We start from the raw sequence: 26,156 nt of genomic DNA on the forward strand, positions 1-26,156 counted from the left end.
AGATTTTCTGGCGCGGCCGCCGGTTCTGATGATCTGACCGGTCGGCAGCACCACGGTCAGCCCGAGCACGTTTTCCCGCATCGTTCCATAGCGGACGGCATTGGTGCCCGAAGCGCGGGTTGCGGCCATGCCGCCAATCGAGGCGTTTGCGCCGGGGTCGATGGGAAAGAACAATCCCATGTCGCGTAGATATGTGTTCAACTGCTCCCGCGTGACACCGGCCTCAACCGTGCAATCCAGATCGTCAATGCTGATACGGGCTATCTTCGACATGCGCGAAAGGTCGATCGAGACCCCGCCATTGACAGCCGTCAAATGCCCCTCAAGCGAAGTGCCGGCACCGAAAGCGATGACGGGCACCCCCTCCGCCGCACATAGCCGCACGATCTCGGATACCTCCGACGTGGTTTCAGCGAAAGCGACCGCATCGGGAAACACGGCTGCATGATGCGCTTCGCCGCGCCCATGCTGCTCGCGCAATGTCAGTGACGTTGAAAGACGCTCCCCGAGGAGGTTCCGCAGCGATTGGATGAGAGGAGGTGAGAGGTCAGGCATAAGAAAATTCCATGGGAATCTGCATTGAAGGCGAAACGCCTTGCCGGGCAGATCGCCAGTACTGTCTCCGCTTTCTGGCGGAGGTATCAGGCGGCGAGCCTTTCGCCCCTGAGATGACGCTCGAGGAACGGAAGGCTGTCCTGCCCCCAGTAGAGTTCATCCTGATAGCGATAGGTCGGCACCCCGAACACACCGGCTGTCCTGGCCGCTTCGAAGCTGGCCTTTTGCAATGCTGCAACCGCATCGCTTTGGCCGTGCTCATCAAGGGCTGCAGCATCAAAGCCTGCGGCTGTCGCAATCGCCCGGCGGACGTCCGCCTTGCCGATGTCTTCACCGCGAACCCAGAAGGCTTCCTGAAGCGCAACTGCCAGCTTCAGCCAGTTCTCGCCCGTTTCTATCGCTGCGGCAACCATCAGGCCGGCCGGTGCGGGATCCGAGAGCGCGGCGCGATTGTCGAAATTCAGCACTTTTCCGCGCAATGCCGCCCAGCGCTTCAGATCCCTGATCCAGTAGGCGCGTCTGGCCTCCGGTCGGTTTCGCGAATAAATGCCGCCGTTTTCCTCGATCAGCGGAATGACATGGGGGCGGATCGTGGCGCCCTGTTCTTTCGCCAGCGCAGCAAACGGTTCAAGACCGATGAAGGCCCAGGGAGAGCCGATGCTGAAAAAATAATCGATCGTCTTTGTCATTGTCTGCTGCTTTCAGTTGGGTTGATCGGTGGAGGCGGCCGTGTCGAAGACAGAGAGCGCGCAGTCACGCGCAATCAGCACCGCTTTGGGATCGCGCCCGACGGCGACGGTTGCTAAGGCCCCTTCGTAGAGAAGCGAAAGATGGGCGGCGGCAATCTCCACGGTGCTGCCGGCTCTTGCCAGAACAGCGGCAAACACGTCCCTGACCTTCGCCTTATGGGCACGCGCAACGACCACGACGCGCTCGGATTCGCCATGTTCCGCAACCGCAAGAGCGAAAGCGCAGCCGCGAAAATCCGGGCTGTCGGCCTTTTCGTGGAGCTGCTCGAAGATCAACCGGATCTGCTCCTTCGGAGCCATGTCCGCATCCAGCACTTTCTGAAGCGAATAGATCACTCGCTCATGACGCGCTTCCAGATAGGCCGCAACGAGGTGATCCTTCGACGGGAAATGCCGGTAGAGCGTCGCCTTCGCAACATTTGCTTCTTCGATGATCCGATCTATGCCGACGGCCCGGATGCCCTCGCGATAGAAGAGCGTGCCAGCGGCGGCGAGGATATGGTCTGATATGGCTTCTCGCATTATCGTCTCACACTGTCGTTTCAAAAGTCGCACTGTTATGGGCAGCAGGTCATGAAGGAGAAGCGGGATTGGCATGCGCCGTCCGGTCCGGGGAGGCGATGAGAGACGTGATCGCATCGAGTGGCAGCGGCTTTGAAAACCCGCCCTGATGCGCCAGTTTTCCGGCAAGCGTTTGAACGGCTTCGTTGTAGGGTGTCGGAACATTGTGAAGCCGGCCCAGCAGAACGATTTCGCCGTTGAGGAAATCCACTTCGCTCGAGGCTCCGCGCCTGAAACTCTGCCAGGTCGATTGCTGGCCCGGATGGATTCCGCTGTTCGGCGCAACCCGCCAGTTCGAAATGTCGACGGTTCGCTCTGAGGGCGAGGCTAGGGTGTAGCCTGCCGCGTCAAGCACATGGCGGGCCTCATCCACCAGAGCGGCGCTGATCCTGTCGTTCAGATCGGCCGGACCGTCGAAAAGTTCGAGGACGTTGCGAACGTTGTGAAGGAGCTTTGCTGCTTTCCAGCGGCGAATATCGTCGCTTGCCTCGGCAAGATATCCTGCCCTGTTGAGGTCAGCCGCGACCTGCGCGGTCACGTCATCCTGTCCAAGCGGAAAGCGCCCGACTGTCACGACGCCCAATTGCGGCTCGCCGCCCACCACCACCTTGCCGGTTTCGGTGAACCGCGCCGGTGTCAGAATGCTTGCACCATAGACCCGGGCAAATGTTCTCAGGGCATTCGCTTCTGTCGCCAGTCCATTTTGAAAAGTCACGATAGGCAGGTTTGCCGCTGCCGGTGTCGTCGCGTTCGAGACGCTTTGCCAGGACCAGAAGGCGAGCGCGCTTACGGCATCCTGAGCTTTTACCGTCAGCAGGAGGATATCGTCCGGCGTCAATTCCGGAAGATCCGTCAGGTCGAAAACTTTCAGATCGATCTGCCGTGTCTCCGCGGGGCGCTGGAAGGTGAGGCCGTGCTGCCTGATATGGCTGATCTGGGCGCCCCGTCCGAAAAGCGCATAGTCAATGCCGGAAAGCGCGAATTGTGCTGCAAGGCTCGCGCCCACCGCGCCGGCGCCAATGATAACGTAACGTGGCATCTGTCGTTTCTCGTCCTGTCTTTTACGCTCCGGATTTTCCGGAGGATTTCGGTTATTGATTGGTTCGGCGATCTGTGCGGGCGGCAATTGAGGACGGTGGCGGGATGGGATTCAGAAGCAGTCTGGAACGGATCGTAAGGCCTTCGAGCGGTATAAAGGAAGACCGGTCATTCTATATCTACTAATTTTATAGAAAATCAGTTCCCGAAATCGGCGATTTCGGGAGAGATTGCGCTGCCCCTGGCCAGCACTTCGCATTACCGAGCCGAAGACGCCTCTGCGTTCAATACCGTCAGCCGCAATGGAGTTTATTTGATGCCGAAACCGAGGCGACGCAATGTCTGGCTCAGTTCCGCGCGGCCCTTCAGCGCGGCGGCGTTCTCCACACGCTGGGCGATGGGCGCCGTCCAGCCGTTTTGCGGCAGGCCCTGTTTTTCCTGAAACACCTTCAAGACTTCATCGTAAGAATTGAGATCGTCGCATGCCGGTTCCGAATAGGTTTCATGAAACAGAATGGATGATTGCGACAGGCGCGGTTTGACATCGGTTTTCACCGCCGGGTCGGGATAGCCGACCGTCAGGCCAAAGACGGCAACCGTCTCGGGGGGAAGGTTCAGTTCGCGCGACACGTCTTCCGGTCTGTTGCGGATACCGCCAACATAGCAGGAGCCAAGGCCGAGTGAATCAATTGCGGCAACAGCATTCTGCGCTGCCAGCGCCGCATCGATGGCGCCGATCAGGAAGCTTTCCAGATAATCCAGCCCTTCGCCCTTGTTTCCCCGGTTTGAAGCGACCGTGCGCAGCCGCTTCAGGTCGATAAGCCAGATGAGGAAAACAGGTGCATCCTTTATATGGGCATTGCCGCCCGTGAAGCCCGCCAGACGTGCCTTTCGCTCCTTGTCCTGAACCGCTACCACGCTCCACGCCTGAAGATTGGACGATGTCGGTGCAGATTGCGCGGCTGCGACCAGAAGTTCCAGGCTGCCCTGCGGCAGAGCTTTCGGCAGATAGGCGCGGGCGGTGCGGTGGTTCAGCAAGGCGTCAATGGTGTCGTTCCAGAAAGGCGGCGAAAAATCGGCCTGCGCTCCATAGCGGGCTTCAACACGCTGCTGCGGTATTTCCAGTTTGGTAATCGGACTGGTCAGGGTCATCGCTAAGAAACTCCGTAATGCTGGTGATGGACCGCAGGGCCCATGGCGGGGATTGGAAAGCCTGTGAGGTGTATCATTTGATATGCTTCGCCGACCCATCTGCCGAGCAATGTCCTACTCAATCCCGATTTTTCAGTGAAACAACATTTCCACGGGAATTCAAAACGAGACGACCGCGAGATTTCCTCTCATTCGCCATCGGCCGCAGGGAAGCAACGAGGATTTGGGCAAAATGGATAATTCGGCACAAATTTTGGCGCGTGTTTGCATGCGTACTGAAATAGAATTCTGCAAGAAATGTTTTCTTTGGCGGCAAAGAAGAATTTTCTTCTTATGGAAACCCTGATTTGCCCTGATGCTTTTGTCATCGAAACGACGTTTTCAAACGGGGATTTTCATGACGATAGGACGCCGCCAGTTCAACAGGATGCTTCTTCTGGCAACGGCAGGAACGGCCCTGCCGGGTTCGCTATTCGCAGCGAATGGCGACGCGGGCCGGCCCGTCTCCGGCGGCACGCTCAGGCTGCTCTATCGTGTCGATCCCGGCAACGCGCTTTTCGCCATCAACACCTCATCGGGGACCGGACAGGCAATCGGCCCGAAGATCGTTGAAGGTCTTCTGACGTTCGATTTCGACCTCAAGCCGCAGCCGCTGCTGGCGACGGAATGGTCCGTTTCGGACGACCATCTTCGTTACACGTTCAAACTTCGCCCAAATGTGAAATGGCACGATGGTCGGGATTTCACCTCGGAAGATGTCGCGTTTTCGATTTTCCGTCTGAAGGAAGCTCATCCGCGCGGCCGCATCACCTATCAGAACGTCGAGGCGGTGGAGACGCCGGATCCCCTGACCGCCATTATCGTACTGTCCAAACCGGCGCCATTTCTGATTGCCGCGCAATCGAGTTCGGAATCGCCGATCGTGCCGAAGCATATTTTCGAAAAGCTGAAGCCAGCCGATGGCCAGACATTGCAGACCGCGGTTGGCACCGGTCCTTTCCGGCTGACGGAGTGGACACCGGGCAGCCATCTGATCTTCGAACGAAATCCCGACTATTGGGATGCCGGCAAACCTTATCTCGATCGCATCATCCTGCGCATCATCACCGATCCGGCCGCGCGGACGGTGGCGTTGGAAACGGGAGAAGTGGATATTGGCGACAACCCGGTGCCGCTGGCGGATCTCGAGCGATTGAAGCAGAACCCCGATCTCGTTCTGGATACGAACACCTATGCTTATGCGGGCCCGCAGCAGCAGCTGTTTTTCAACTACGACAATGAAATCTTCCGCAAGAAAGACGTCCGCCTGGCCATTGCGAAGGCGATCAACCTTGATGAAATCGTCAATGTGGCGCTCTTTGGTTATGCGCAGATTTCGCCGAGCCCCGTCAGCACCGCCCTGCCGAACTGGTATGATGCGTCCGTCAAGGCCCATGCCTATGATCCCCGGGAAGCGGAAAGATTGCTCGATGCGGCGGGATATCCCCGCAAAGACGACGGCAAGCGTTTTCCGGTGCGGTTGACCTACAATTCCTATCTGACGCCCGGCTTTGCCGATGTCCTTCGCAGCCAGCTTGAAAAGATCGGCATCGCCGTCGAAATCCGCAAATACGACCTGCCGACCTATCTGAAGACGGTCTACACGGACCGCGCCTTTGATCTGGTGGTGGAATCCCTTTCCAACACCTTCGATCCGTCGCTCGGCATCCAGCGCGCTTACTGGAGCAGGAATTTCAAGATCGGGCTGCCCTTTTCCAACGCGGCCAACTACGCCAATCCGGAGGCCGATGCGCTTCTGGAGGCGGCGGCCATCGAGCCCGATCCGAAAAAGCGCTGGGTGACCTGGAGCAGGTTCCAGCATCTCATCCATGACGACGTCGCCTCGGTCGATCTTGTGGCGGCGGGAAGCCAGATCGTGGCGCACAGACGCGTCAGAAACTATGTCACCGGCGCGCAGGGGCTGAACTGGAGTTTCGGCGATCTATGGCTCGATCCGACCGCTTGAAACCCGATGTGAAAAACCAGAATTTGTCAGGAGGATATGCAATGTCCGTAAATGCCGTAACCAAAGACCGTCTCATCGAGTGGCTGACAGATGGCAAGGAACTTGCCGTTCTCGACATTCGCCCCGCAGAAGAGGTGGGGTACGCTTCTCCATTGTTTGCGACCAACCTTCCGGCCGAAAGGCTGGATGCGGAGATCGACCGCTTCATTCCGCGTCCTGTCGTGCGGACCGTTCTGGTGGACGATGGCAAGGGAAGCGCGGAGCAGGCGGCGGAACGGCTGGCCGCCAGAGGCTGGAGCGATATTTACTTTCTGCGCGGTGGAATTCCGGCATGGATCGACGGCGGCGTCGACGCCCTGCCGACATTCGATATTCCCGGCGTTCCTTTCGTCCAGAAGGTCCGGGGTGAAAAGAACACGCCTGTGGTTTTTGCCCGTGAACTGAAAGCGTGGCAGGAAGCCGGCGAAGATGTTGTCGTCATCGACACCCGCACCATAGCGGAATATGAGAAGGCGCATGTGCCGGGCGCCATCGGCGTACCCGGTGCCGAGCTTCTGCTGCGGTTTTCCGACCTCGTGCCATCACCCAAAACACGGGTTGTCGTCTCCTGCGCGGGCCTTCCCCGCGCGATCCTCGGCGCGCAGACCTTGATCGACGCCGGTGTTGAAAACGATGTCAGCTATTTGCACGATGGCACGCGTGGCTGGACGGATGACGGGTTCGAGCTGGAAACGGGGCGCTCGCAGATATATCCGTCCGCCAGCGACGACGCGAGAAATATCGCGAAGGCGCGTCTGGAGGCATTTTCCCGCGATGACGGGCTGCGGTTCATCGATCGCGCCACGGCCGAGACATGGCTGCGGGACACGGCGCGAACGACCTATTTTCTCGACGTGAGAACACCGGAAGAATTCGCGGCCTCCCACCTTAAAGGTTCGATTTCTTCGGAAGGCGGCCAGCTTCTCGGTGTCGCCTATCGTACCATTGCCGTGCGCGGCGCCCGGGTCATTCTGGTGGATGACCTGCTGGGCGCCCGCGCGAGGGTCGTTGCCCATTGGCTGAAACGCCGGGGCTTTGAAATCGCTCTTCACCTTCACGACTTCGAGCAGGGTGCCGAGGCGGCAGCCGCATAGGTTTTCCTGAAGGCTACCGTCACTTTCATGTCTTCGATTGCCGCCGCGCCTATCCCGTTTCATGAAGAGCCGATCTGAGCTTTCGGCAGGCGCGGCGATGAGATTGCGAGGGGCAGTGCTGTTGCGACCACCGGCACGATCAATGCGGACCACGCTGCCCCGTAGCCAAGATGATCGACCAGAAGGCCGAATATATAGGGGCCGATTGCCATGACACCCAGGCAGATCGTGGAAGCGAAGGCAATCGTAGACGCTATCGAACCTTTCGGTGCGCTTTCGGCGATCTGAAGAAGATAAAGCGGAAACCACCCGATCCCGAATATTCCCAGCACGACAAGCACGACGAGAATAATCGGCGTCGGGGCGCCGATGGGCAGAGCCGCGAGGATTGCGGCCGCGCCTGCGGCAATGACGGATACCAGACCGAAGGATTGCGTGCGAAGGCCGGGCCGGAAGCGGTCGCTGAGCCATGGCAGCAAAATCCGGCCAGGAATGCCCGCAAGCTGCGTTGCGGCAAACATGGACGATGCGGCAAAGAGGCCAAGTCGCAATCCATCCGCCATGAAGCCGATGACGTGTGCGGTGAGGGTGAATTGAAATGCCGACATGGCGATACCAAGCCGTAATACGGGCCAGAAGCTCGGATTCTGCCCGACCTCGCGGGCGAGTTTTGCCAGGGGAAGTGGGCGCTGGGTTTTTGCGGCCACATCGCCTCCCTCGCGATAGAGACCCCAGAAGAGTGCGGCGCCCATGACGGAAACACCGGCGCAGAGCCATGCTGCCGCATGCCATCCGTAACGAACCGCCATGAACGGGAGGAGGGCGGCCGCGATCATCGTTCCGAAAGGAACCGCAGCCTGCCGAAACCCTGTCGCTATGCCGCGTTTGGCAGGTGGGAACCAGCGCATGATCGCCCGCGTGCCGCCCGGTTGGACAGCGGCATAGGTGCCGCCCAGAAACGCGATGCACAAAAGCAGCGCCGGCAGGCTGTTTGCGAATGCCGCCGCGCAGGCCATCGCAAGCGCCATGCCGAGCATGGCAATGCCGACAATGCGGCGCTCGCCGTGAATATCGATGGCGCGGCCGAGCGTGAACATCGTCACGATCTGCACACCGTTCATGACGGTCACGGCCAGTGATGCGGATGCGAGGGAGATACCGAATGCTTCCCGCCAGAAGGGCACGAGGATGTAAATCCCCTGCGATACGAACGAGCCGGCGGTTTGCGTTGCGACCGCGACGGCAAGGACTGCCCAGATCCGGCGGTCGGCGACGGGCGTGGGCGAGGTCGAGGAAATCTGTGAAGACACGAAAAGCTCCTATCGAGAGTTTTCGTGCAATAGCGCTCGTGAGAACCCGATAGAATTGGGGGCTTGCGCATTTCAGCGATAACAGCTTGTTATGCTAAACATGCGCTCATTGGATCCCGAGGCCGTCGAGGCTTTCCTTCTCGTTGCCGAATTGCAGTCGTTCACACGGGTTGCAGGCGTGATGAACACGTCACAGGCGGCGATATCGCTGCGCCTGCGCCGGCTCGAGGACATGCTGGGGCATCGCCTCGTCGAACGGACGCCGCGCCGCGTGCGTTTGACGGCGGCCGGCGAACGTTTTCTGGAGCCCGCGCGGGCTTATGTTGCGGCCGGCCGGCGTGCGCTCGACGTCTTTGGGCAGGAGCCGACCCGCCTCGCGATCGGTTTCACGCATCATTTGATCGGGGCCGACCTGCCCCGGATACTCCGGGTGATCAGCGAGCGTGAGACGAGCGTTACGCTTCATCTGCGCACGGCCGGCACCAGGACCCTGCTTGAACTCTACGATGCCGGCGCGCTCGATGCGATCGTCGTGTTGCGGCATGACGACATTCGTCGCGATGGCGAGTTGCTGTTTCAGGAAAGCTTCGGCTGGTACTGCAGCGCGGATTTCGATCTGCCTTCGAACCTGCCGGTGCCGCTGGTGCTTCAACCGGAACCCTGCAATTTGCGAGCCATGGCCCTTCGGGCGCTGGAGGCGGCAGACATCGCCTGGCGCGAGGTGTTCGTCGGAACCGGGGCAACGGCGGTGGGAGCGGCTGCCGAAGCCGGGATCGGCGTCGCACTGCTGGCGCGAAGTGTGGCGCCTGCCGGTCTGCGGGAGGTGAGGGACGGCCTGCTCCCACAGCTTTCGAAACTGGACGTGGTGATGATTTCCGCGGTTACCGGCGATCACGCGAACGCCGTGCTGCGACGGATCACGCGGGCATTTCAGTCCCCTCGAATTTGAATTGCCTATTTTCGAATTTCATCTTCGACCGTGATTGAATCTCATTGGTAACCTTACTAACATGTTAGATGCATGCATTGGAGGTTCGCTCATTGGTAGAGAAAAAGAAGAAGGATGGTCGTAGCCTGAGAAATGCGGAGGGGCACGTCAATCAGAGAGACCGCGCCTATTCCAGTTTCACGGAGCACCTTCTTTCCCGCCAGCTTCGCCCCGGACAATTTGTTTCGCAACGGCAATTGGTCGAGCTTACCCAGTTGCCGCTTGCGGCGATCCGTGAGCTGATCCCGCGCCTTGAGGCCGAAGGGCTGCTGGTGACGGTTCCGCAGCGTGGCATGCAGATCGCCCAGGTCGATCTCAATCTGGTGCAGGATGCATTTCAGGTCAGGCTGTTTCTGGAAAAGGAGGCGGTCCAGATATTTGCGAGGCTGGTTAGCGATGAGACGCTCGAGGCGATCCGGCAGGAACATCTGGATATCATCGATGCCTGCAATGCCGAACCGGACGCCAATCACGTCTCCAGAGCCCTTGTGGACAGGGCGCAGGAACTGGATTCCCGATTTCATCACGGCATGATCGATTCCCTGCAGAACTCGATCCTCACCAATATCTACCGTGTGAACGCCATAAAAATCAGGCTGATCCGCCAGGCGCATACGCAGCTCAATCCTCCGCTCGTCCTGCCCACGATGTACGATCACCTGAACCTTCTCGATGCGATTGCCTCACGCGATCCGGCCGCTGCCGCCGCCGCGATGGAGCAGCACATTCACAATGCCAAAAACCGCGCGATCGCACGGTAGCGGCTCTTCTGGCGGGCCTTCCGGGCTGTTTCCCTATGCTTGGGGCAGCCACGCCAGAGCGTGACGTCCAATGAAACCGCTGCCGAATGCGTAAGGGCGCGGCAGGTGGAATGTCACTGCCAATCAAGGTAACATGTTAGCTATTGCGGCAGTGAAATTTTCCTGCTAGCTTCCGTCTGTCTTGAGGGAGGAGATGCGGTCGCGCAGCAAATCCGCGCCGACCGGGAGGGAGAGGTATGCGCCCGCATTCTCATCCGGGGGCGATACGTCATTGAGGAAAATAACCGAGATTTGGGAGGATATGATTGACATGAAATTTTTCAGAAACAGTCTGGCGGCCGCGTCAAAAGTGGCAGCCCTTGCATCATGTGTCGTTTTTACCGGTTCGATTGCGGGAGCCGCCGATTTCAACTGGCGTTCACAGGAAGGCCAGACAATAAATGTTCTTTTCACGAACCATCCCTGGCCGAATGCCATCAAGGATATGACCAGTGAATTTACGGAAAAGACCGGCATCAAGGTTCGCGTCGAGATTCTCAACGAAGACCCGATCCGCGCGCGTCTGTCGACGCTCATGCAGGCGAGGTCATCGGATGTCGATGCCTTCATTTCGCTGAAAATCCGTGAGGGCGCGGTCTACAACAAGGCTGGCTGGTATGCCGATCTCAACCCGTTGCTGAAGGATGCGAGCCTGACGTCGCCGGATTTTAATTTCGAGGATTTCGGCGAGGGGCTGCGCAAGAACGAGATTTTTGATGGCAAGCTGACCGGCGTGCCGATCAATGTCGAAGGTCCGCTGTTCTACTGGCGCAAGGATATCTTCGCCAAGTGCAACGTTCCTGAACCGCAATATCTCGAAGACATTCCCGCCGCCGCAAAAACAATCTCGGAATGCGACAAGTCGGTCAACGCCTGGACGGCGCGCGGCGTGCGCAATGCGATACCCTATCCGATGGCGTCTTTCGTCTTCAATCTTGGCGGCGACTTCAAGTCTGCGGACAAGACCAAGCCGGGCCTGTGCCAGGAAAAGACCATAGCCGGCCTGCAGATGTATGGCGATCTTCTGAAAACCTATGGCGCCGTCGGTGCTTCCAACCATTCTTTCCCGCAGGTCGTCGAGCTTCTCGGTCAGGGTAAGGTCGCCATGACGCATGAGTCCTCCAACGAATTCTCCAATATCGTCAAATTCCCCGGCCGCGCTGAAGATCTTGCCATCAAGGTGCTGCCGCCCGGCAAGGAAACCGGCATTTCCAAGCCCGTCGCCTTCGGCTGGGGTCTGTCGATGTCGAATTTCTCCAAACGCAAGGAGGCCACCTGGCTGTTCATGCAATGGGCGACGTCGCCGGAGATCGAGGCCCGTCTCATTCAGGCCGGTGTCGCGCCGCCACGCAGCTCGGTCTTTGACGGTGCGGATATGAAAAAATTCACCGACGAATTGCCGATCCGCAAGAGCTGGGCCGACGCCATCAGGCAGATCAGCAAAACCGGCACCGGCGACTACGCATCGCCGACCGACAAGGTGCCGCAGACCCGCGAGATCATCGGCAAGGTGGTTCAGGATTATCTGCTCGGCAACAATACGATCAAGGATGGCGCCTGCGAGGCGGACAAGGCCCTGCTCGCCCTGCAATAATTCGCCGGCTTCAGGAATTCCTCCCGGGAAATCCGGTTCCGTGCTGCAAAGTCCGGAGCCGGATCCCCGGCGGGAAATATTGCTCTCCCCAATCGTTGCACAGGCCGCCGGTCAGTTTCACGGCGTGCGGCCTGGCGCGGCTTGGGGCAAGCAATTGCAGACACAAATATCATTTTCATGAGGGATCCCCGTGTGATGACCGCTCCGATGCCTTCCCGCATCTCCGGCCCCGGCCAGACCGTTCTTTCCTTTCGCTGGATGATGGCGCCCGCCGTGGCATTCGTCGGCTTGATGATCGTTTTCCCCATTCTTTATGCGATCTGGATTTCGCTGCGCGAAAACTCGCTCGGCATGGATGATCGCTTCGTCGGTCTTGCGAATTATCTCGAGCTGCTTTCCGACGGGGAATTTCACAACGCCTTCATTCTGACATGGGTGCTTTATGGACTCGCGCTCGCCATGCAGATGGTGATCGGCACCTGGCTCGGTTTCACCCTCAACCGGGTGCGTAGCGCGCGCAATCTCGTTCGCACGGTGGCTGTCATGCCCTTCATGATGCCGCCGGTGGTCGTGGGCATGATGGCTATCGTCATTCTCGACCCGGCCGTCGGCGTTGCGAACTGGCTGCTCGGGGAGGTGGGGATCGGCCCGAGCCTCTGGCTCGCCGATCCAAAGTGGGTCCTTCTGACGGTTGCCGCCGTCGACACATGGCAATGGTCGCCGCTGATCGGACTTCTGGTTCTGGGCGGCCTTCAATCCCTGCCGACGAAGGTGTTCGAGGCGGCGGAGATCGATGGCGTCATCGGCTGGAAGAGGCTCGTTCACATCACCCTGCCGTTGCTTGCACCGACGCTGCTGTCCGCCGCGATCCTGCGGTCGGTCGACCTGCTGCGTTTCTTCGACGTGATCTATATCACCACGCGCGGCGGGCCGGGCAATGCGTCGACCACGCTCAATATCTATGCCTACCAGCAGGGCTTCGAGTTTTCCCGTTTCGGCTATGCCTCGGCCGGCATGATCACGCTCGCGGCCGTCGTCATGGTCACCGTCGTCGCCTTTTCCCGGCTGCGACAGGCCGTCACCTGGTAAATCGAGGAGGAATTTTCATGCACGAACACGAGGCATATCAGCCTTCCCTTGCCGAAAGACTGCGCGGCGGCCTCAGCACCGCCATTCTGGTCATCGCCGCGATCACCCCGATCCTCTGGATGATCCTGTCGTCCTTCAAGGATCGTTACGAGGTGACGAAGCTGCCGCCGAGCCTCTTTTTCACACCCACCCTGGACAATTACCGGCAGCTTTTCGAGCGCACGGAGTTTCTGTCCAATACGCTGAATTCGCTCATCGTTTCCACTGGCGCGACATTGCTCGGCATACTGCTCGCATTTCCGGCGGCCTTTGCCGTCTCCTGGCATCGCACCACATGGCCTGCGACACTGGCGCTGTTTTCACGCATGGCGCCGGGCACGCTGTTCCTGCTGCCCTGGTTCATCATCTTTTCCGAACTCGGGCTTGTCGGTTCCTACACGGTGTTGATCCTGACCCATGCCGTCATCGCCATGCCGGTCGCCCTGTGGACGATGCTGCCCTATTTCGACGCCATGCCGCGCGAACTGGTGGAAGCCGCCCAGATGGACGGTTGCCGTCCGCTGTCGGTGCTCTGGCGCATCGTTCTTCCGGTGGTCATGCCCGGTGTGGTGGTGTCATCCATTCTCTGCTTCATCTTCACCTGGAACTATTTCCTGTTCGCTCTGGCGCTCTCCGGCTTCGACACCAAGACCGCCATCGTCGCGTCGTTCAATTTCATCGGTGAGGGCGTCACCAACTGGGGCGCGCTGATGGCCGCCGCAACCATGATCGCTCTTCCGCCGCTCATTCTTACCCTGCTCGTCCAGCGCCGCCTTGTCGCGGGTCTGTCCGCAGGGGCAGTCAAAGGATAATTCCATGGCCACTCTTTCCATTCAGAACGTCGTCAAGGCTTACGGCGCGCACCGTGTCATCCATGGCCTCTCCTTCGATATTGTCGATGGCGAATTCATTGTCTTCGTCGGTCCTTCCGGCTGCGGAAAATCGACGCTGCTGCGCATGATTGCCGGCCTGGAGAATTTTCAGGAGGGTTCGATCTCCATTGACGGAACGGTCGTCAACAGGCTTCGTCCCTGGGAGCGGGATGTTGCGATGGTGTTTCAGGAATATGCGCTTTATCCGCATATGACCGTGGAAAAGAACATCGGCTTTGCCCTGCGGATGAACGGTGTGCCGGAAGCGCAGGTGAAGCAGCGCGTCGAAGACGTGTCGCGCACCCTGCAGCTTACCCATCTGCTGAAGCGACGCCCGCGCGAACTTTCCGGTGGCCAGCGCCAGCGTGTGGCGATGGGGCGCGCCATGGTGCGCGGACCGAAGGTTTTTCTCTTCGATGAGCCGCTATCCAATCTCGACGCCCAGCTGCGTGTCGATCTGCGTGCGGAAATCAAGCAGCTCCACCAGCGGCTCGGCAGCACCATGATCTATGTCACCCACGATCAGGTGGAAGCCATGACCATGGCCGACCGTATCGTCGTGCTGAAGGATGGTCACATCCAGCAGATCGGTGCGCCGGAGGAGCTTTACCGCAACCCGAGAACCCGTTTCGTCGCCGGTTTTATCGGGGCGCCGGCCATGAATTTCCTGCCCGTGCAGCTTTCGAAGGGGGTCGCAACCCTGCCGGATGGCACGCGCATCCCCATTTCGGTCGAACGCCGGGACTATGAAGGTGCAGCGGAACTCGGCGTGCGGCCAGAACATCTTTCGCTGGATTCGGCCCATCGGGCCTCGTCGTCCGCCACGATTTCCGGTCCCGTTCAACTGATCGAACCATTGGGGGCGGACACGCTCGCCTTGCTGGATATTGCCGGCAACCGGCTGAATTGCCGCCTGCCGGGCGATATGGCGCCTGCGCCGGGCGAAATCCTGACCGTCAGTTTCGATCCCGATCGCTGCGTTCTGTTCGATCAGGCCGGCGCACGTATTTAATTCCGATTTTCCGAGAGACACTGCAATGAGCAAGACCGTACTGGTAACGGCAACGAATTATTCCCGCTATTGCGCGGACGCCAAGGCGATGCTGGAGGCGGAAGGTATCGAGGTCGTTGAAAACGGCTTCGGGCGGCCGATGACATTTGACGAATTATCGGCAAGACTTGGCGAAGTCGATGCCGTTATCGCCGGTGTCGATACCTGGAACGACCGTGTTTTCGACCTTGCCCCGCGACTGAAGGCGATTGCGCGTTTTGGTGTCGGTGTCGATAATATCGATATCGATGCGGCCCACCGGCATGGCATCGCGGTGACGAATGCGCCGGGCGGCAATGCCAATGCGGTGGCCGAGCTGACGCTCGGGCTGATCCTTTCGGCAATGCGTCGGATACCCTATCTGCACGATGCCTTGCGCGGTGGCGCATGGGACCGTTTCGTCGGGCAGGAACTGATCGGCCGCCGCGTTGGCCTCCTAGGTTTCGGTAACATCGCCCGCAAGATCGCGCGCAAGCTCTCCGGTTTCGATGTGGAGGTGATCGCTTACGACAAGTTTCCCGACCAGGCTGCCGCAACGAAGCTTGGCGTGCGGATGTGCGAGATGGATGAGGTGCTTTCGTCTTCAGACATTCTCGTGATGATGATGCCAAGCCTGCCAGAGACACGCCGTCTCATGGATGCCGGCCGTTTTGCCCGGATGAAACCCGGCTCGATCTTCATAAACACGGCGCGTGGCGCCCTTGTGGATGAGAAGGCGCTTTACGACGCCATCGTCAGCGGCCATCTTCAGGCGGCGGCGATCGATGTCTATGAGATGGAGCCTGCCTTGCCCGATAATCCGCTCTTTACGCTGCCGCAGATCGTCACCACGCCGCATACGGCAGCGGAAACCTACGAAACCTACACCTCCATCGGCCGGATTACCGCCGAGGCCGTGATCGATGTGCTCGCGAACCGCCAGCCACGCAACCAGCTCTGATCCACGCCGGCAAGGCTTCCGCATCGGAATGCCGGAACCACATATGTTTGACAGGACGAAAACAATGACCAAGCGTATCGAAGGCATCATTCCCGTGATGATTACCCCCTTCAGGGGCGGCAAGATAGATTTCGAGGGCGTCGCCAATCTCGTGGAATGGTACATCGCCAATGGATCGGACGCGCTGTTTGCCGTTTGCCAGTCTTCTGAAATGATGTTCCTCACCCTTGAGGAGCGCGTGGAACTGGCTGCTTTTGTTAAGAAAGCCGCCGCCGGCCGTATTCCCGTCATTGCCTCGGGCCATATCAGCGAGGCGCTTGAAGATCAGCAGAAAGAGCTCAATGCCATCGCGCAGACGGGTGTTGACGGTATGGTGCTTGTCACCAACCGGCTGGATGCCCGGCAGGAGGGCGGCTCGAAGTTCCTCGACGATCTCGGCTGGCTCCTCGAGCGTCTGCCTTCCGACCTGCCGCTTGGTCTCTACGAATGCCCGGCTCCCTATCGCCGTCTCATGACCGATGCCGAAATTTCCTTCTGCGCCAATAGCGGTCGTTTCGTTATCCTCAAGGATGTCTCCTGTGATCTTGAAACGGTCAAGCGGCGTGTAGCGCTCACCGCGAATACGCCGCTTGCCATCGTCAACGCCAATGCGGCGATTGCATTCGACGCCATGAAAGCGGGATCGCGCGGTTTCACCGGGGTCTTCACCAATTTCCATCCCGATCTCTACAAATGGCTGCTGACGGAAGCCGGCCGGCAACCGGACCTGGCTGACGAGCTGTCGGTCTATCTGGCGCTCGCCGCCATGGCGGAGCCCATGGGTTATCCCAAACTGGCGAAACTCTACCACCAGCGCCTCGGCACCATAAGCGACATCGAAAGCCGCGCGGTGACGTTCGATATTCAGGAGCGTTTCTGGGCGATAGAGGCTCTTCTGGACAAGATCATGCAGGGCACGGAGGAATTCCGGCGGCGCATATCCAGATAGCGGCGTCCCCTGTCATCAACAGGGAGGCCAATGGGGAAAACAGTTCTGCCGGCCATGGCATGTCATGCCCAGCCTTTCAGCGCCCGCCCGGAATAATAGCTGGGCGTGGTGGCGCGGTAGATCGGTATGCTGGCGGCGCCGAGATGAGGCAAGTCGCTCATGATCGATTTGCGTATTTCCGGCGGCTCGACGAAAAAATCCTCGCCGAGTATTTCCAGAGAACCGATACGCCGCACGATATGTTCGAGAATCCAGTCCGGCAGCGATCCACCGAAAATGATGGCTGCCGGATCCATCGTGCGGGCGACCGTCAGTGAAAGCAGGCGAAGCTGATCCGTTGCCCGCTCCAGCCACGACACCACGGCGGGATGGTCGGCATAACTCTCGTCAATGTCCTTCAGGCGTCGAATGCCGATGCCTTGAGCAGCCAGAGTGTCGCGCAGGTCCTGTCCCGAGGGGCGGGGATGGGACTTCGGAAACAGTCCGCCGAACTCGCCGGCATTGCCATTGGTGCCGCGATAGAGATGGCGCTGCACCACCAGGGCGCCACCGATGCCATATGTCAGCCAGATCATCGCGAAATTGCGGATATTGCGGCCTGCACCGTAATAGAGCTCGGAAAGAATGACGGTATTGCCGTCATTTTCGTGAAAGACCGGGAAGTCGAAATAGGGCTGGAAGTCCTTCTCGACGTCGATGTCGCGCCAGCTTTCGAACTGCTTGATGCGGAAGACATGGCCGCGATCCCGCTTGAAATGGCCGGGAAAGCTGATGCCGCAGCCTAGCACATCTTTCTTTCTTATTTTCGCTTTTTCAAGCACTTGCCGGGCGGCCGCCTCGGCCATCTCCATAATATGCTCGAAACTGTGCCCTTCCAGTTCCGATCTGATTTCCTGCCTTATCGTGCCGTTGAGATCGGCCACGCAGACACGCAGATCGTCTGGATTGAAGTAGACCCCCAGCGTGAAAAGCCCGTTCGGGTTGATTTCGATGGCGGTGGAGGGTTTCCCCCGTTTGCCGTCATTGCGGGCCTCCTCCGCTTCGACGATGAGGCCGGATTCCAGGAGATTGGCCGTCAGGCGGGTAAGGGTCGGTGCGGAAACATCCATCTCCCGCGCCAGCTCGATACGCGACATGCCTCCCTTGCCGCGCAAAATCTCGAGCAGCCGCCGCTCATTGTAGCCGAGATCGATCAAACAAGTCTCCCCGCGAGAAGTTACGCCGGATGATTAGCGCAAATCGTGCGATTGTACACCTCGTTTTGCCGGAAAACCTGCCGTTGAGATTGAAGGCGTGTAAGTGAAAATCATAAAAAATTATTTCTTTTCAATTGGATATTTTATTTTCGTATTCAAAATAAATTCCGGCTTGACTAATTAATTTACGTAAAGAAAATAAATAATAGGCAGCGGGTGGCGACAGGCAAAATCAAAAAGAAATCATGTCGCAGGGCCGGTCTGTCAGGGAACAAAAAAACGGAGCCCCCTTATGCGTAAATCATGCACTATTTTCGCGCGCCTTTTTGCCGGCGCCACTTTCCTTGCCAGCGCGGCTTTCGCTCATGCCGAAGGTACCGTCGTGGTCTATTCCGCTGCCCCGCAGCAGCTCATGGACGAATTGCTGCCCATGTTCGAAAAGAAAACCGGCACCAAGGTCGAGCTTGTCAAAGCCGGGTCCGGCGAGCTGATGAACCGCATCAAGGCGGAGAGCGGCAAGGCGGCGGGCGATGTGATCTGGAGCGTCGACGGAACGGTTATCGATTTCTCCGCCGACCTTTTCGAGCCATACAAGCCGGTTGAGGCTGCATCGATCAACCCAGCCTTTTCACCGAGCGCGAACTGGGTGCCTTTCACGGCTGTCGTCACGGCCTTTATCGTCAATAAGGAGGCCCTGAAAGGCGCTCCCGTTCCGACGTCCTGGGCCGATCTTGCGAAGCCGGAATATAAGGGTCTGATTTCGTCGGCCCGCGCCGATCAGTCCGGCTCGGCCTATATTCAGATGGCGACGGTATTGCAGGATTTCGACAGCGAGGAAAAAGGCTGGGAAATTTATACCGGCATTCTCGGCAACTCGGTTCTTTCCACCTCTTCAGGCGCGGTGCCGCGTTTCGTCAACGATGGCGAACAGGCCGTTGGCATTACGCTGGAAGATGCCGCGCTGCGTTACAAGCTCGGCAGCGCGCCGGTCGAAATCGTTTATCCGAAAGAGGGTACGGCAATCGCGCCTGACGGCATGGCGCTCGTGAAGGGAGCGCCGAATGCCGGCAATGGCAAGGCCTTCATCGATTTCATCGTCTCCAAGGAAGCGCAGGAAATCGTGGTGAAGGCGGGTCGTCGCTCGGTTCGAACCGATGTCCCCGCCAATCCGGCACTCGTTCCGCTTTCCGATGTTCCAGACGCGAAATACGATTTCAAATGGGCTGCGGACAACCGCGCGCGCCTGATGGAAAAGTGGAACGAGACATTGCTCGACGTTCAGTAAGATAATTGCCGGGGACGGCGCAGAAGCGGCCGTCCCCCTTTATCCCATTCACAATTCGCTTTCGTTTTGTCCAGCGTGGTCACTGGCCGTGCAGGATCTGTCATGGAGCAGCACATGGCCGCCGTGGAAATCACCAGCATCAAGAAGAGTTACCGGGATGTCGTTGCCCTCTCCGACATCAATATCTCCATCCCCTCGGGATCGTTTTTTACGCTTCTCGGTCCGAGCGGATGCGGCAAGACGACCCTCCTGCGCACGATCGCCGGGTTTCATCAGCAGGATAGCGGCAGTATCAGCATCGAAAGACAGGCGATCGAACATGTGCCTGCGCATAAGCGCGATGTCGGCATGGTCTTTCAGGATTATGCGGTCTTTCCGCATATTTCCGTATTCGACAACATCGCCTTCGGTTTGAAGCAGCGCAAGGCATCTTCCACCGAGATTCGCGAACGCGTCGGCAAGATTCTCGACATCGTGCAGCTCGCTCCCTACGCCAAGCGCATGCCGCATGAATTATCCGGCGGTCAGCAGCAGCGTGTCGGTCTGGCGCGTGCGCTCGTCATCAATCCGAAAGTGTTGTTGATGGACGAGCCCCTATCCAACCTCGATGCGAAACTGCGCGTGGATCTGCGGCGCGAGCTGCGCGAAATCCAGCAGGCCATGAACATTACCACGGTTTATGTGACCCACGATCAGGAGGAGGCGCTTGCCATGTCCGATCTGGTCTGTGTGATGTATGGCGGCGTCATCCAGCAGGCCGCAGCGCCCTGGGAGGTCTATAACAACCCCGCCAACCGTTTCGTCGCCTCCTTCGTCGGGGCAAACAACTTCCTGACGCTGGATCGTTCGGGTGGGCGGACATCCATTTCCGGGCACAAAGTGGGGCTGCCGCAGGTCGACGCCATTGCGCCGCAACGAACGGTCGTTGCCGCCATCCGTCCTGAGGCGATTACCGTCGGCTCGCCTGCGACCGAAGATGAACGCCGTATCGAACTGCCTGTCACCATAAGGCAGGTCAGCTTCACCGGCCGCGAGATGAATGTTGCCGCGGTGCTGTCGTCGGGAGAGGAAATCGAGGCGATCACCAAGCCGTCGCCCGATATCATCGCCCTTCAGCCCGGCCAGAAAACGGTTTTCTCCTGGTCTGCGGGCGATACCAAACTCTTCGGTGAGGGCGTTACCGGGGAGCGCCTGTCATGACGGATATGACCGCGACCGCAACCACGGGCGGCTTCCGCCTGAGACTGCCGGGCTTCTGGACCAGCGTGACGGCATTTGCCGTTGTCATACTGGCGATCTTTTTGATCCTGCCCATTTTCAGCGTGTTCTTCATCAGCTTCTTCGACGCCAAGACGGGTGATTTCGGTTTCGGCAACTATGCTCAGGTGCTGACGCGGCGTTTTTATACCGTGGCATTGTGGAACACGCTTGTCATCGGCGTGCTCGGCATGTTGGGGGCCTGCCTGCTTGGTATTCCGCTTGCCTTCTGCACCTCGCGTTACCGCATCAAGGGCCGTACCTTCATTGCCACCTTCGCGGTGCTGGTTCTGTGCGCGCCGCCCTTCATCGGCGCCTATGCCTGGATCATGCTGTTCGGCGCCAACGGTGCGGTCACCAATCTCCTGTCTTTCGCCGGCATTTCATTGCCGACCATCTACGGGATACCGGGCATCGTGATGGTCTTCAGCCTGAAGTTCTTTCCCTATATCTTTCTAATGACGGAAAATGCGCTGAACACCATCAACAAATCCTATGAGGATGCGGCGGAAAACCTCGGCTGCACGGCGTTCGAACGCTTCCGCAAGATCACCTTGCCGCTGGTCTTTCCGGCAGTCAGCACCGGCGCGATCATCTGCTTCGTATTGTCCATCGCAGACTTCGGAACTCCGGCAATCCTCGGCAAGGGCATCAGGACGCTCTCGACCATTGCCTATGCGCAATATACCTCCGAAATGGCCGGCACGCCGACCATGGCAGTCACGATTTCCATGGTGATGATTGCGATTTCCATGGCAGCACTTCTGTTGCAGCGGCACATTCTCGCCAAGCGCCGTTATGCCAGCTCATTGACGAACCGGCCGGTAAAGCGCTCCATGCGCCCGCTGAAATCTTTCATCGTGCACGGTTTCTGCTATCTGGTCGTCTTTGTCGCCATGCTGCCGTCCCTTACGGTCATTTACACATCGTTCCTCGCAACGAACGGCCCCGTCTTCACAGGCGGTTTCGGGTTGGACAGCTATGCCCGCATTCTTCGCGATTCACCGCAGGCGATTGCCAACAGCTTCACCTTTGCGATTGCCGCCGTGGTGTTGATCGCCATCGTTTCCGGCCTGCTGTCTTTCATCGTGGTCAGGCGGGACAATGCAGTCTCGGGCTCGCTCGATCTTCTGCTGATGGTTCCCTATCTGATACCCGGCGTCGTCATGGCGATCGGCTACGTCACGACGTTCCGTTATCCGCCTTTTGACATTACCGGCACGGCACTCATCATCATCCTGCTGGTGTTTATCCGCCGCCTGCCTTACGGCGTCCGCTCCACGACCTCGATCCTGCGGCAGATCAAGCCTTCCATCGAGGAGGCCGCGGTCAATCTCGGCGCTTCGCCGGCAAAGACGTTCATATCGGTGACGGTGCCGCTGATGTTGCCGGGGCTCATCATCGGTTCCTTGATGAGCTTCATCACCGCCATCAACGAATTGTCCTCGACGCTGATCCTTTACACGGCGCGGACGATTACGATGCCCGTGCTGATCTATATTCAGGTGATTGACGGCGAGTTCGGCACGGCCGCGGCTCTTTCCACCTTACTTCTCGTCAGCACCGGACTTTGCGTCTTCGTCGTCTTCCGGCTTTCGGAAGACAAGGAAGCCTCTTTCGTCTGAAACCATCAAATATCATTCAAAACTGCAGCAGCGGCGACCCATGTGTCGCCGCCAGCCTCCCTCTGCAAGGACACCAGAAAGATGAATATCGCGAGCTTTTCGCAATCGAAATACAAGAACGCCGCAAAGCCGGGGGACGATGTGGCGCTTCTCATTCCCGGACGGGTTCTGGCCGTTTTCGACGGCGCGACCGACCCGACCGGAGCAAGTTACAGCGGGCTGAGTTCCGGCCGCATCGCGGCCCTTGCCGCCGCCAATGCCGTGGCTGAGATGAGCCTTGACGGCAGGCTGGAAACACTCGCCGCGCCCGCGCTTTTTCAGAATATCAGCGATATCCTGAAAAAGGAGGCGCAGCGCATCAATGCCGGCCATCCGCCATCGACCACATTGGCGATCATGGCGGATATGGGCGACAGCTTCCGCCTGCTGCTTGCCGGCGATTCCGGCGTCAGGATCAATGGCACCCGTCTGTTTCAGCACACAAAGCTGATCGATACGGTAAGCACTTCGGCGCGTATATTCGTGTTCAAACAGCTTCTCGCCGCCATCGGCGATGGCGATGCGGCCGAGGCGCGCACGCGCGCGACGATCTTCTCAGGCCTGCGTTCGGCTGTCGCAAACGGTATCATGACGGCGCGGGATGCGGAAAATGTCGTTATTGCCGCGGCCGGGATGAGCGGCCTTGAGAACGACATTGAAACGGTCGAGGAATTCCTGATGGGTGGAATCCGCGTCCAGCCGCAATTCGCAAACCGGCACGGGCATGTACTGGGTTACGCCTCGGTGAATGGCGGAACCGTCATGCAGGAGGGGACGGTTGACGTCCGCATCGCCAAAGACGGGCTCTCGAGCGTTGAAATATTCTCCGACGGCTATTTGTCCCTGCCGGCGGGGACGGATGTTGCGGCCTGGGAAGCGGAATTCGCGCGTGTCGAGGCGGCGGATTTTCACAAGCTGCGTGAGTATCCGTCCGTCAAAGGTTCGACAACGGCGGAATTCAGCGATGACAGGACCGTCATTTGCCTCAAACTGGTTCAAGGGTAGTCCAGTTTACGAACCTCATGTGAGCCGGCCGACATCGCATATCGATGTCGGCGTCATTCGCGGTCGGTCAGCTTGAGATGTTTGCTGACGGAGACGGCCATGCCGCGCCGGCTGACGCCAAGCTTCGCATAGATGTTCTTCAGGTGGAATTTCACGGTTGCTTCCGAAAGGCCGAGATCGCGGGCCATTTCCTTGTTGCTGCGGCCTTCGGAGAGAAGTTTCAAAACGGTGGTTTCCCGCCCGCTCAGCAGTCCGGCGGCATGTGTTGTGCCGTCGTCATTGCCGCCCAGCGGCATCACCGTACGTGGCTGACGGCCAAGGCCGTGTCCGACGATGCGGCTCATGAATTCCACCGCGTTCGGGCTGAATACCTTCAGCCCGAAACGGCGCACGATGGCGCGCAATGTGGTGGCAAGATCGTGCCCCTCATCGGTAAAGAGCTGCGTCGCCTCGTGAGCGCGGGCAAGGGCGATGGCCGATTGCAGATAGGCGAAGGCCTGTTGTTGCCGGCCTGCTTTCCACGATGCCTGTACCGCCATGATTTCGGCCAGCATGCGGTGATAGGCGCGGCCGGACGCCTTGGCGGAAAGGATCAGGGCTTCGAGCCTTAGCAATGCCTGCAGCGCCTGCCCCTGCGCAAGCGCAAACCGGGCGCTGGCGATGTCGAAATCATAGGCCTCGCGCCAGGTCCAGTTGCCGGGACCGCCCGCCTGTTTCAGGGTTTCCACCCGTTCCATCGCCTGCGTCGCCGACTCGATCATGCCGGCCCTGACGAGCAGATCGACACGCATGATCGCAGCCGCGGTCTTCAGGCGGGGCAGGTTGCGCTCCACCGCCACTTCCTCCGCCTTGTCGATTGCGGCAGCGGCGGCGTCGAAACCGCTGACCTGAAGACGGCTGCGGGCCAGCAGCCAGAACAGGCGCATGAAAAGGTCGACCCAGCTTTCGCCGCGTATCAGCGGCTCCACGCATTCCGTCAGCGTCTGCTCGACGTGAAGCACCTCACCCTGCTGATAAAGCACGTCGGCAGTTGCGAGGCGGACGATGGCGAGCAGATTCCGGTCCGTCCAGTGCACCCGTTCCACCAGTTCCTCGGCCTCCCGGCAAAACTGCAGGGCGGCGGAAAATTCACCGGTCAGCGTGCTGACGAGGCCGAGGTGGATGAGCATGAAGACCTGGGCATAGGGCGTTTTTTCCTCGCGGTAATATCCGAGCGCCTTCAGCGCCGCCCGCCGCGCCTCCTCAAGCTCGCCGGTCCGGGTGTAAATGATGCAGAGGTGGTTGAAGAGCCAGGCCAGTTCCCACGTGGCATGCGGCGGCAGGGCGGCGGCGGCCCGTTCCAGCCGTTGCGCCTCGGCAGCGCTCATGCGGCGGTCTTCATAAACATCGATCAGGCTGTCGATATGGTCGAGGACGCTACGGTCGACGGCGGCAAGTGCGGCAGCGGACCATTCGCCGTTTTCTTTCAGAATATCGAGCCGTTCGCGCCCGGCCGCCGCGTTGCCGCGCTTGGAGAGCACCACGGCATAACAGACCATCAGGCCGGGCGACGCATGCAGGATTTCCGGCGGAAAATTATCGATGAGGTGCTCCAGCACCTGATGCCCAGCCCGCAGGAAAATATCGACACCGCCGGCCTTGCCGATGATTTCTTCCGCCATATGGAAATCGCCGCTCTGGGCGGCGTGGGAAACGGCGCGTTCCAGATGGGCGCGGGTTGCAAACCAGAGGGCGGCCTGGCGATGCAACGCCTTCTTTTCCGTTTCCGAAACGAAGGCGGTGTCCCGTTCGAGGCAGGTGCGAAGCACGGGGTGCAGGGAGAGCCAGCCATTCGGCCCGTTTTCGATAATGGGATGCATGGCCTCCAGCATGGCCAGATCCTCTTCCGTCAAGCCGGGCAAACCGAGGTCGGAGGCGAGATCAAGACGAAATTCCGAGAAAGGCGACAATCGGCGCAGGGTGGACAGGAGCGCCGGAGAAAGCCGGTTGATGACGGTTTCGCGCGTGTAGTCCATCAAATCGGCATGGGTCCCGGCGAGCAACAGGCGCCGCTCTTCTTCCGTCGGGCCTCCGGTCACGATGCCGGTGGCGAGTTGCGCCAGCGCTGGCCAGCCACGGGTGATTTCCATCAGGGGATCGACAAGCGCCGCCATCGCGCCACGGGCCAGAAGCCGCCGCAGGTCGGATCGCCCGAATTCGAGCTCTCGCGCCGTCACCTCCGTCAATACCCCGCGTGCCTTCAGCCGGGCAAGCGGCAATTGCGCGGGAGAACAGGACGAGCAGGCGATACGGAGCGTATCGGGCGCGGAAAGAATGAGCTGCTCCAGAAGCCGGTATCGGCTGCCGGTGTCGATTTCGTCGACATTGTCGATGAAAAGAATGGTCAGGCCCTCGCGCCGCGCCACCGCTTCCATGGCGTCCGTCATCGCATCCTGCGTGTCCGCCATTGCGGCAAGGCCAAGCGATTGACGCAATTCACCGACGAAACGCTCAGGCGATGCAATGCCCGACGCGTTGAGCCAGGAGCAATGGGAAACCGCCGTATCGCGCATGCCCGGCAAAGTGAGGGTGCCGTCCACCAGACGTTCATAGGCCGCTTTCATCAGGGCGGTCTTGCCGAAACCGGGCGGGGCGCGAAGAACGACGATCTGTCTGGAAAGCCCTGCGGCCAGCTTGGAGAGCAGATAGGGTCTTTCGATGCCTGAAAAAAGCATGCGCGGCGGGCTGAAGCGCAACCCGGCGCCGGTAAAGGTTCTTACGGCATGCAACGGCTTTTCACGCAAGACACGGCTCGGCATCGGTCCTCTTTCGTCACTGAACGACCGGCCCCAGCCGGAATGATGTCCGGAAAGGGCAGGGCATTATCAGCGCCTGATGCCGGGCGT

General features: G+C 59.3%; 22 protein-coding genes. 14 read left to right on the top strand and 8 right to left on the bottom strand.

Annotated features, from left to right (window positions below; translation table 11 throughout):
• The 5 genes from I3J13_RS20765 to I3J13_RS20785 all read right to left on the bottom strand — a co-directional run.
• Positions 1 to 555: FAD-binding oxidoreductase (locus tag I3J13_RS20765; RefSeq protein WP_196380071.1), on the bottom strand; the 555-nt coding region annotated here is incomplete at its 3' end.
• An 86-nt stretch (positions 556 to 641) separates the two neighbouring features.
• A complete protein-coding gene (locus I3J13_RS20770; RefSeq protein WP_196380072.1) occupies positions 642 to 1,244 on the bottom strand; it encodes a 2-hydroxychromene-2-carboxylate isomerase in 603 nt (200 codons plus the stop codon).
• Between the two features lie 12 nt (positions 1,245 to 1,256).
• The gene (locus I3J13_RS20775; protein WP_080820244.1) at positions 1,257 to 1,826 is read right to left on the bottom strand and encodes a TetR/AcrR family transcriptional regulator; all 570 of its coding nucleotides are present in this window, start codon (positions 1,824 to 1,826) and stop codon (positions 1,257 to 1,259) included.
• 49 nt (positions 1,827 to 1,875) lie between these two features.
• Positions 1,876 to 2,904, bottom strand: coding sequence for a ketopantoate reductase family protein (locus I3J13_RS20780; RefSeq protein WP_196380073.1), 1,029 nt, complete (start codon positions 2,902 to 2,904; stop codon positions 1,876 to 1,878).
• Between the two features lie 308 nt (positions 2,905 to 3,212).
• The gene (locus I3J13_RS20785; RefSeq protein WP_196380074.1) at positions 3,213 to 4,055 is read right to left on the bottom strand and encodes an NADPH-dependent oxidoreductase; all 843 of its coding nucleotides are present in this window, start codon (positions 4,053 to 4,055) and stop codon (positions 3,213 to 3,215) included.
• A gap of 397 nt (positions 4,056 to 4,452) precedes the next feature.
• Between I3J13_RS20785 and I3J13_RS20790 the strand changes: the two genes are divergently transcribed.
• Together I3J13_RS20790 and I3J13_RS20795 are read left to right on the top strand one after the other, a co-directional pair.
• The gene (locus tag I3J13_RS20790) at positions 4,453 to 6,060 is read left to right on the top strand and encodes an ABC transporter substrate-binding protein (RefSeq protein ID WP_196380075.1); all 1,608 of its coding nucleotides are present in this window, start codon (positions 4,453 to 4,455) and stop codon (positions 6,058 to 6,060) included.
• A 41-nt stretch (positions 6,061 to 6,101) separates the two neighbouring features.
• Entirely contained in the window at positions 6,102 to 7,193 is a 1,092-nt protein-coding gene (locus tag I3J13_RS20795; protein WP_196380076.1) for a rhodanese-like domain-containing protein, read from the top strand.
• Between the two features lie 59 nt (positions 7,194 to 7,252).
• Here the strand turns inward: I3J13_RS20795 and I3J13_RS20800 are convergent, their stop codons facing one another.
• Complete coding sequence (locus tag I3J13_RS20800; protein ID WP_196380077.1) at positions 7,253 to 8,503, bottom strand: MFS transporter; 1,251 nt, start codon at positions 8,501 to 8,503, stop codon at positions 7,253 to 7,255.
• A gap of 91 nt (positions 8,504 to 8,594) precedes the next feature.
• Between I3J13_RS20800 and I3J13_RS20805 the strand changes: the two genes are divergently transcribed.
• From I3J13_RS20805 to I3J13_RS20840, 8 genes are all read left to right on the top strand, one after another.
• Positions 8,595 to 9,452, top strand: coding sequence for a LysR family transcriptional regulator (locus tag I3J13_RS20805; protein WP_080853746.1), 858 nt, complete (start codon positions 8,595 to 8,597; stop codon positions 9,450 to 9,452).
• 92 nt (positions 9,453 to 9,544) lie between these two features.
• Positions 9,545 to 10,252 (top strand): GntR family transcriptional regulator, encoded by a 708-nt coding sequence (locus I3J13_RS20810; RefSeq protein WP_020812378.1) that lies wholly within the window; start codon positions 9,545 to 9,547, stop codon positions 10,250 to 10,252.
• A 310-nt stretch (positions 10,253 to 10,562) separates the two neighbouring features.
• The gene (locus I3J13_RS20815) at positions 10,563 to 11,885 is read left to right on the top strand and encodes an extracellular solute-binding protein (RefSeq protein ID WP_020812376.1); all 1,323 of its coding nucleotides are present in this window, start codon (positions 10,563 to 10,565) and stop codon (positions 11,883 to 11,885) included.
• A gap of 195 nt (positions 11,886 to 12,080) precedes the next feature.
• Complete coding sequence (locus tag I3J13_RS20820) at positions 12,081 to 12,974, top strand: carbohydrate ABC transporter permease (protein ID WP_082710833.1); 894 nt, start codon at positions 12,081 to 12,083, stop codon at positions 12,972 to 12,974.
• 17 nt (positions 12,975 to 12,991) lie between these two features.
• Entirely contained in the window at positions 12,992 to 13,825 is an 834-nt protein-coding gene (locus I3J13_RS20825) for a carbohydrate ABC transporter permease (protein WP_020812374.1), read from the top strand.
• A 4-nt stretch (positions 13,826 to 13,829) separates the two neighbouring features.
• Positions 13,830 to 14,897, top strand: a complete 1,068-nt coding sequence (locus I3J13_RS20830) for an ABC transporter ATP-binding protein (protein WP_196380078.1) — start codon at positions 13,830 to 13,832, stop codon at positions 14,895 to 14,897.
• A gap of 25 nt (positions 14,898 to 14,922) precedes the next feature.
• Positions 14,923 to 15,876, top strand: coding sequence for a phosphoglycerate dehydrogenase (locus I3J13_RS20835; protein WP_196380079.1), 954 nt, complete (start codon positions 14,923 to 14,925; stop codon positions 15,874 to 15,876).
• 64 nt (positions 15,877 to 15,940) lie between these two features.
• The gene (locus I3J13_RS20840) at positions 15,941 to 16,864 is read left to right on the top strand and encodes a dihydrodipicolinate synthase family protein (RefSeq protein WP_174058564.1); all 924 of its coding nucleotides are present in this window, start codon (positions 15,941 to 15,943) and stop codon (positions 16,862 to 16,864) included.
• 62 nt (positions 16,865 to 16,926) lie between these two features.
• Here the strand turns inward: I3J13_RS20840 and I3J13_RS20845 are convergent, their stop codons facing one another.
• Entirely contained in the window at positions 16,927 to 18,060 is a 1,134-nt protein-coding gene (locus I3J13_RS20845; RefSeq protein ID WP_196380080.1) for an ROK family transcriptional regulator, read from the bottom strand.
• A gap of 292 nt (positions 18,061 to 18,352) precedes the next feature.
• Here I3J13_RS20845 and I3J13_RS20850 point away from each other — a divergent pair, with 292 nt between their 5' ends.
• The 4 genes from I3J13_RS20850 to I3J13_RS20865 all read left to right on the top strand — a co-directional run bounded on the left by I3J13_RS20850 (position 18,353) and on the right by I3J13_RS20865 (position 23,271).
• The gene (locus I3J13_RS20850; RefSeq protein ID WP_003521817.1) at positions 18,353 to 19,345 is read left to right on the top strand and encodes an ABC transporter substrate-binding protein; all 993 of its coding nucleotides are present in this window, start codon (positions 18,353 to 18,355) and stop codon (positions 19,343 to 19,345) included.
• A gap of 102 nt (positions 19,346 to 19,447) precedes the next feature.
• Complete coding sequence (locus I3J13_RS20855) at positions 19,448 to 20,545, top strand: ABC transporter ATP-binding protein (protein ID WP_236001079.1); 1,098 nt, start codon at positions 19,448 to 19,450, stop codon at positions 20,543 to 20,545.
• A complete protein-coding gene (locus tag I3J13_RS20860) occupies positions 20,542 to 22,227 on the top strand; it encodes an ABC transporter permease (RefSeq protein WP_196380081.1) in 1,686 nt (561 codons plus the stop codon). Before I3J13_RS20855 ends, I3J13_RS20860 begins: the two co-directional genes overlap by 4 nt.
• A gap of 81 nt (positions 22,228 to 22,308) precedes the next feature.
• On the top strand, positions 22,309 to 23,271 hold the full coding sequence (locus tag I3J13_RS20865; RefSeq protein ID WP_196380082.1) for a hypothetical protein: 963 nt from the start codon (positions 22,309 to 22,311) through the stop codon (positions 23,269 to 23,271).
• Positions 23,272 to 23,324: 53 nt separating this feature from the next.
• Here I3J13_RS20865 and I3J13_RS20870 read toward each other — a convergent pair whose 3' ends face one another.
• Positions 23,325 to 26,069 carry a LuxR C-terminal-related transcriptional regulator gene (locus I3J13_RS20870; protein ID WP_236001080.1) on the bottom strand — a complete coding sequence of 915 codons (2,745 nt, stop codon included), beginning with the start codon at positions 26,067 to 26,069 and terminating at the stop codon, positions 23,325 to 23,327.
• Positions 26,070 to 26,156 lie beyond the last annotated feature (87 nt).

The organism is Agrobacterium leguminum (assembly GCF_015704895.1).
Lineage (GTDB): Bacteria > Pseudomonadota > Alphaproteobacteria > Rhizobiales > Rhizobiaceae > Agrobacterium > Agrobacterium leguminum.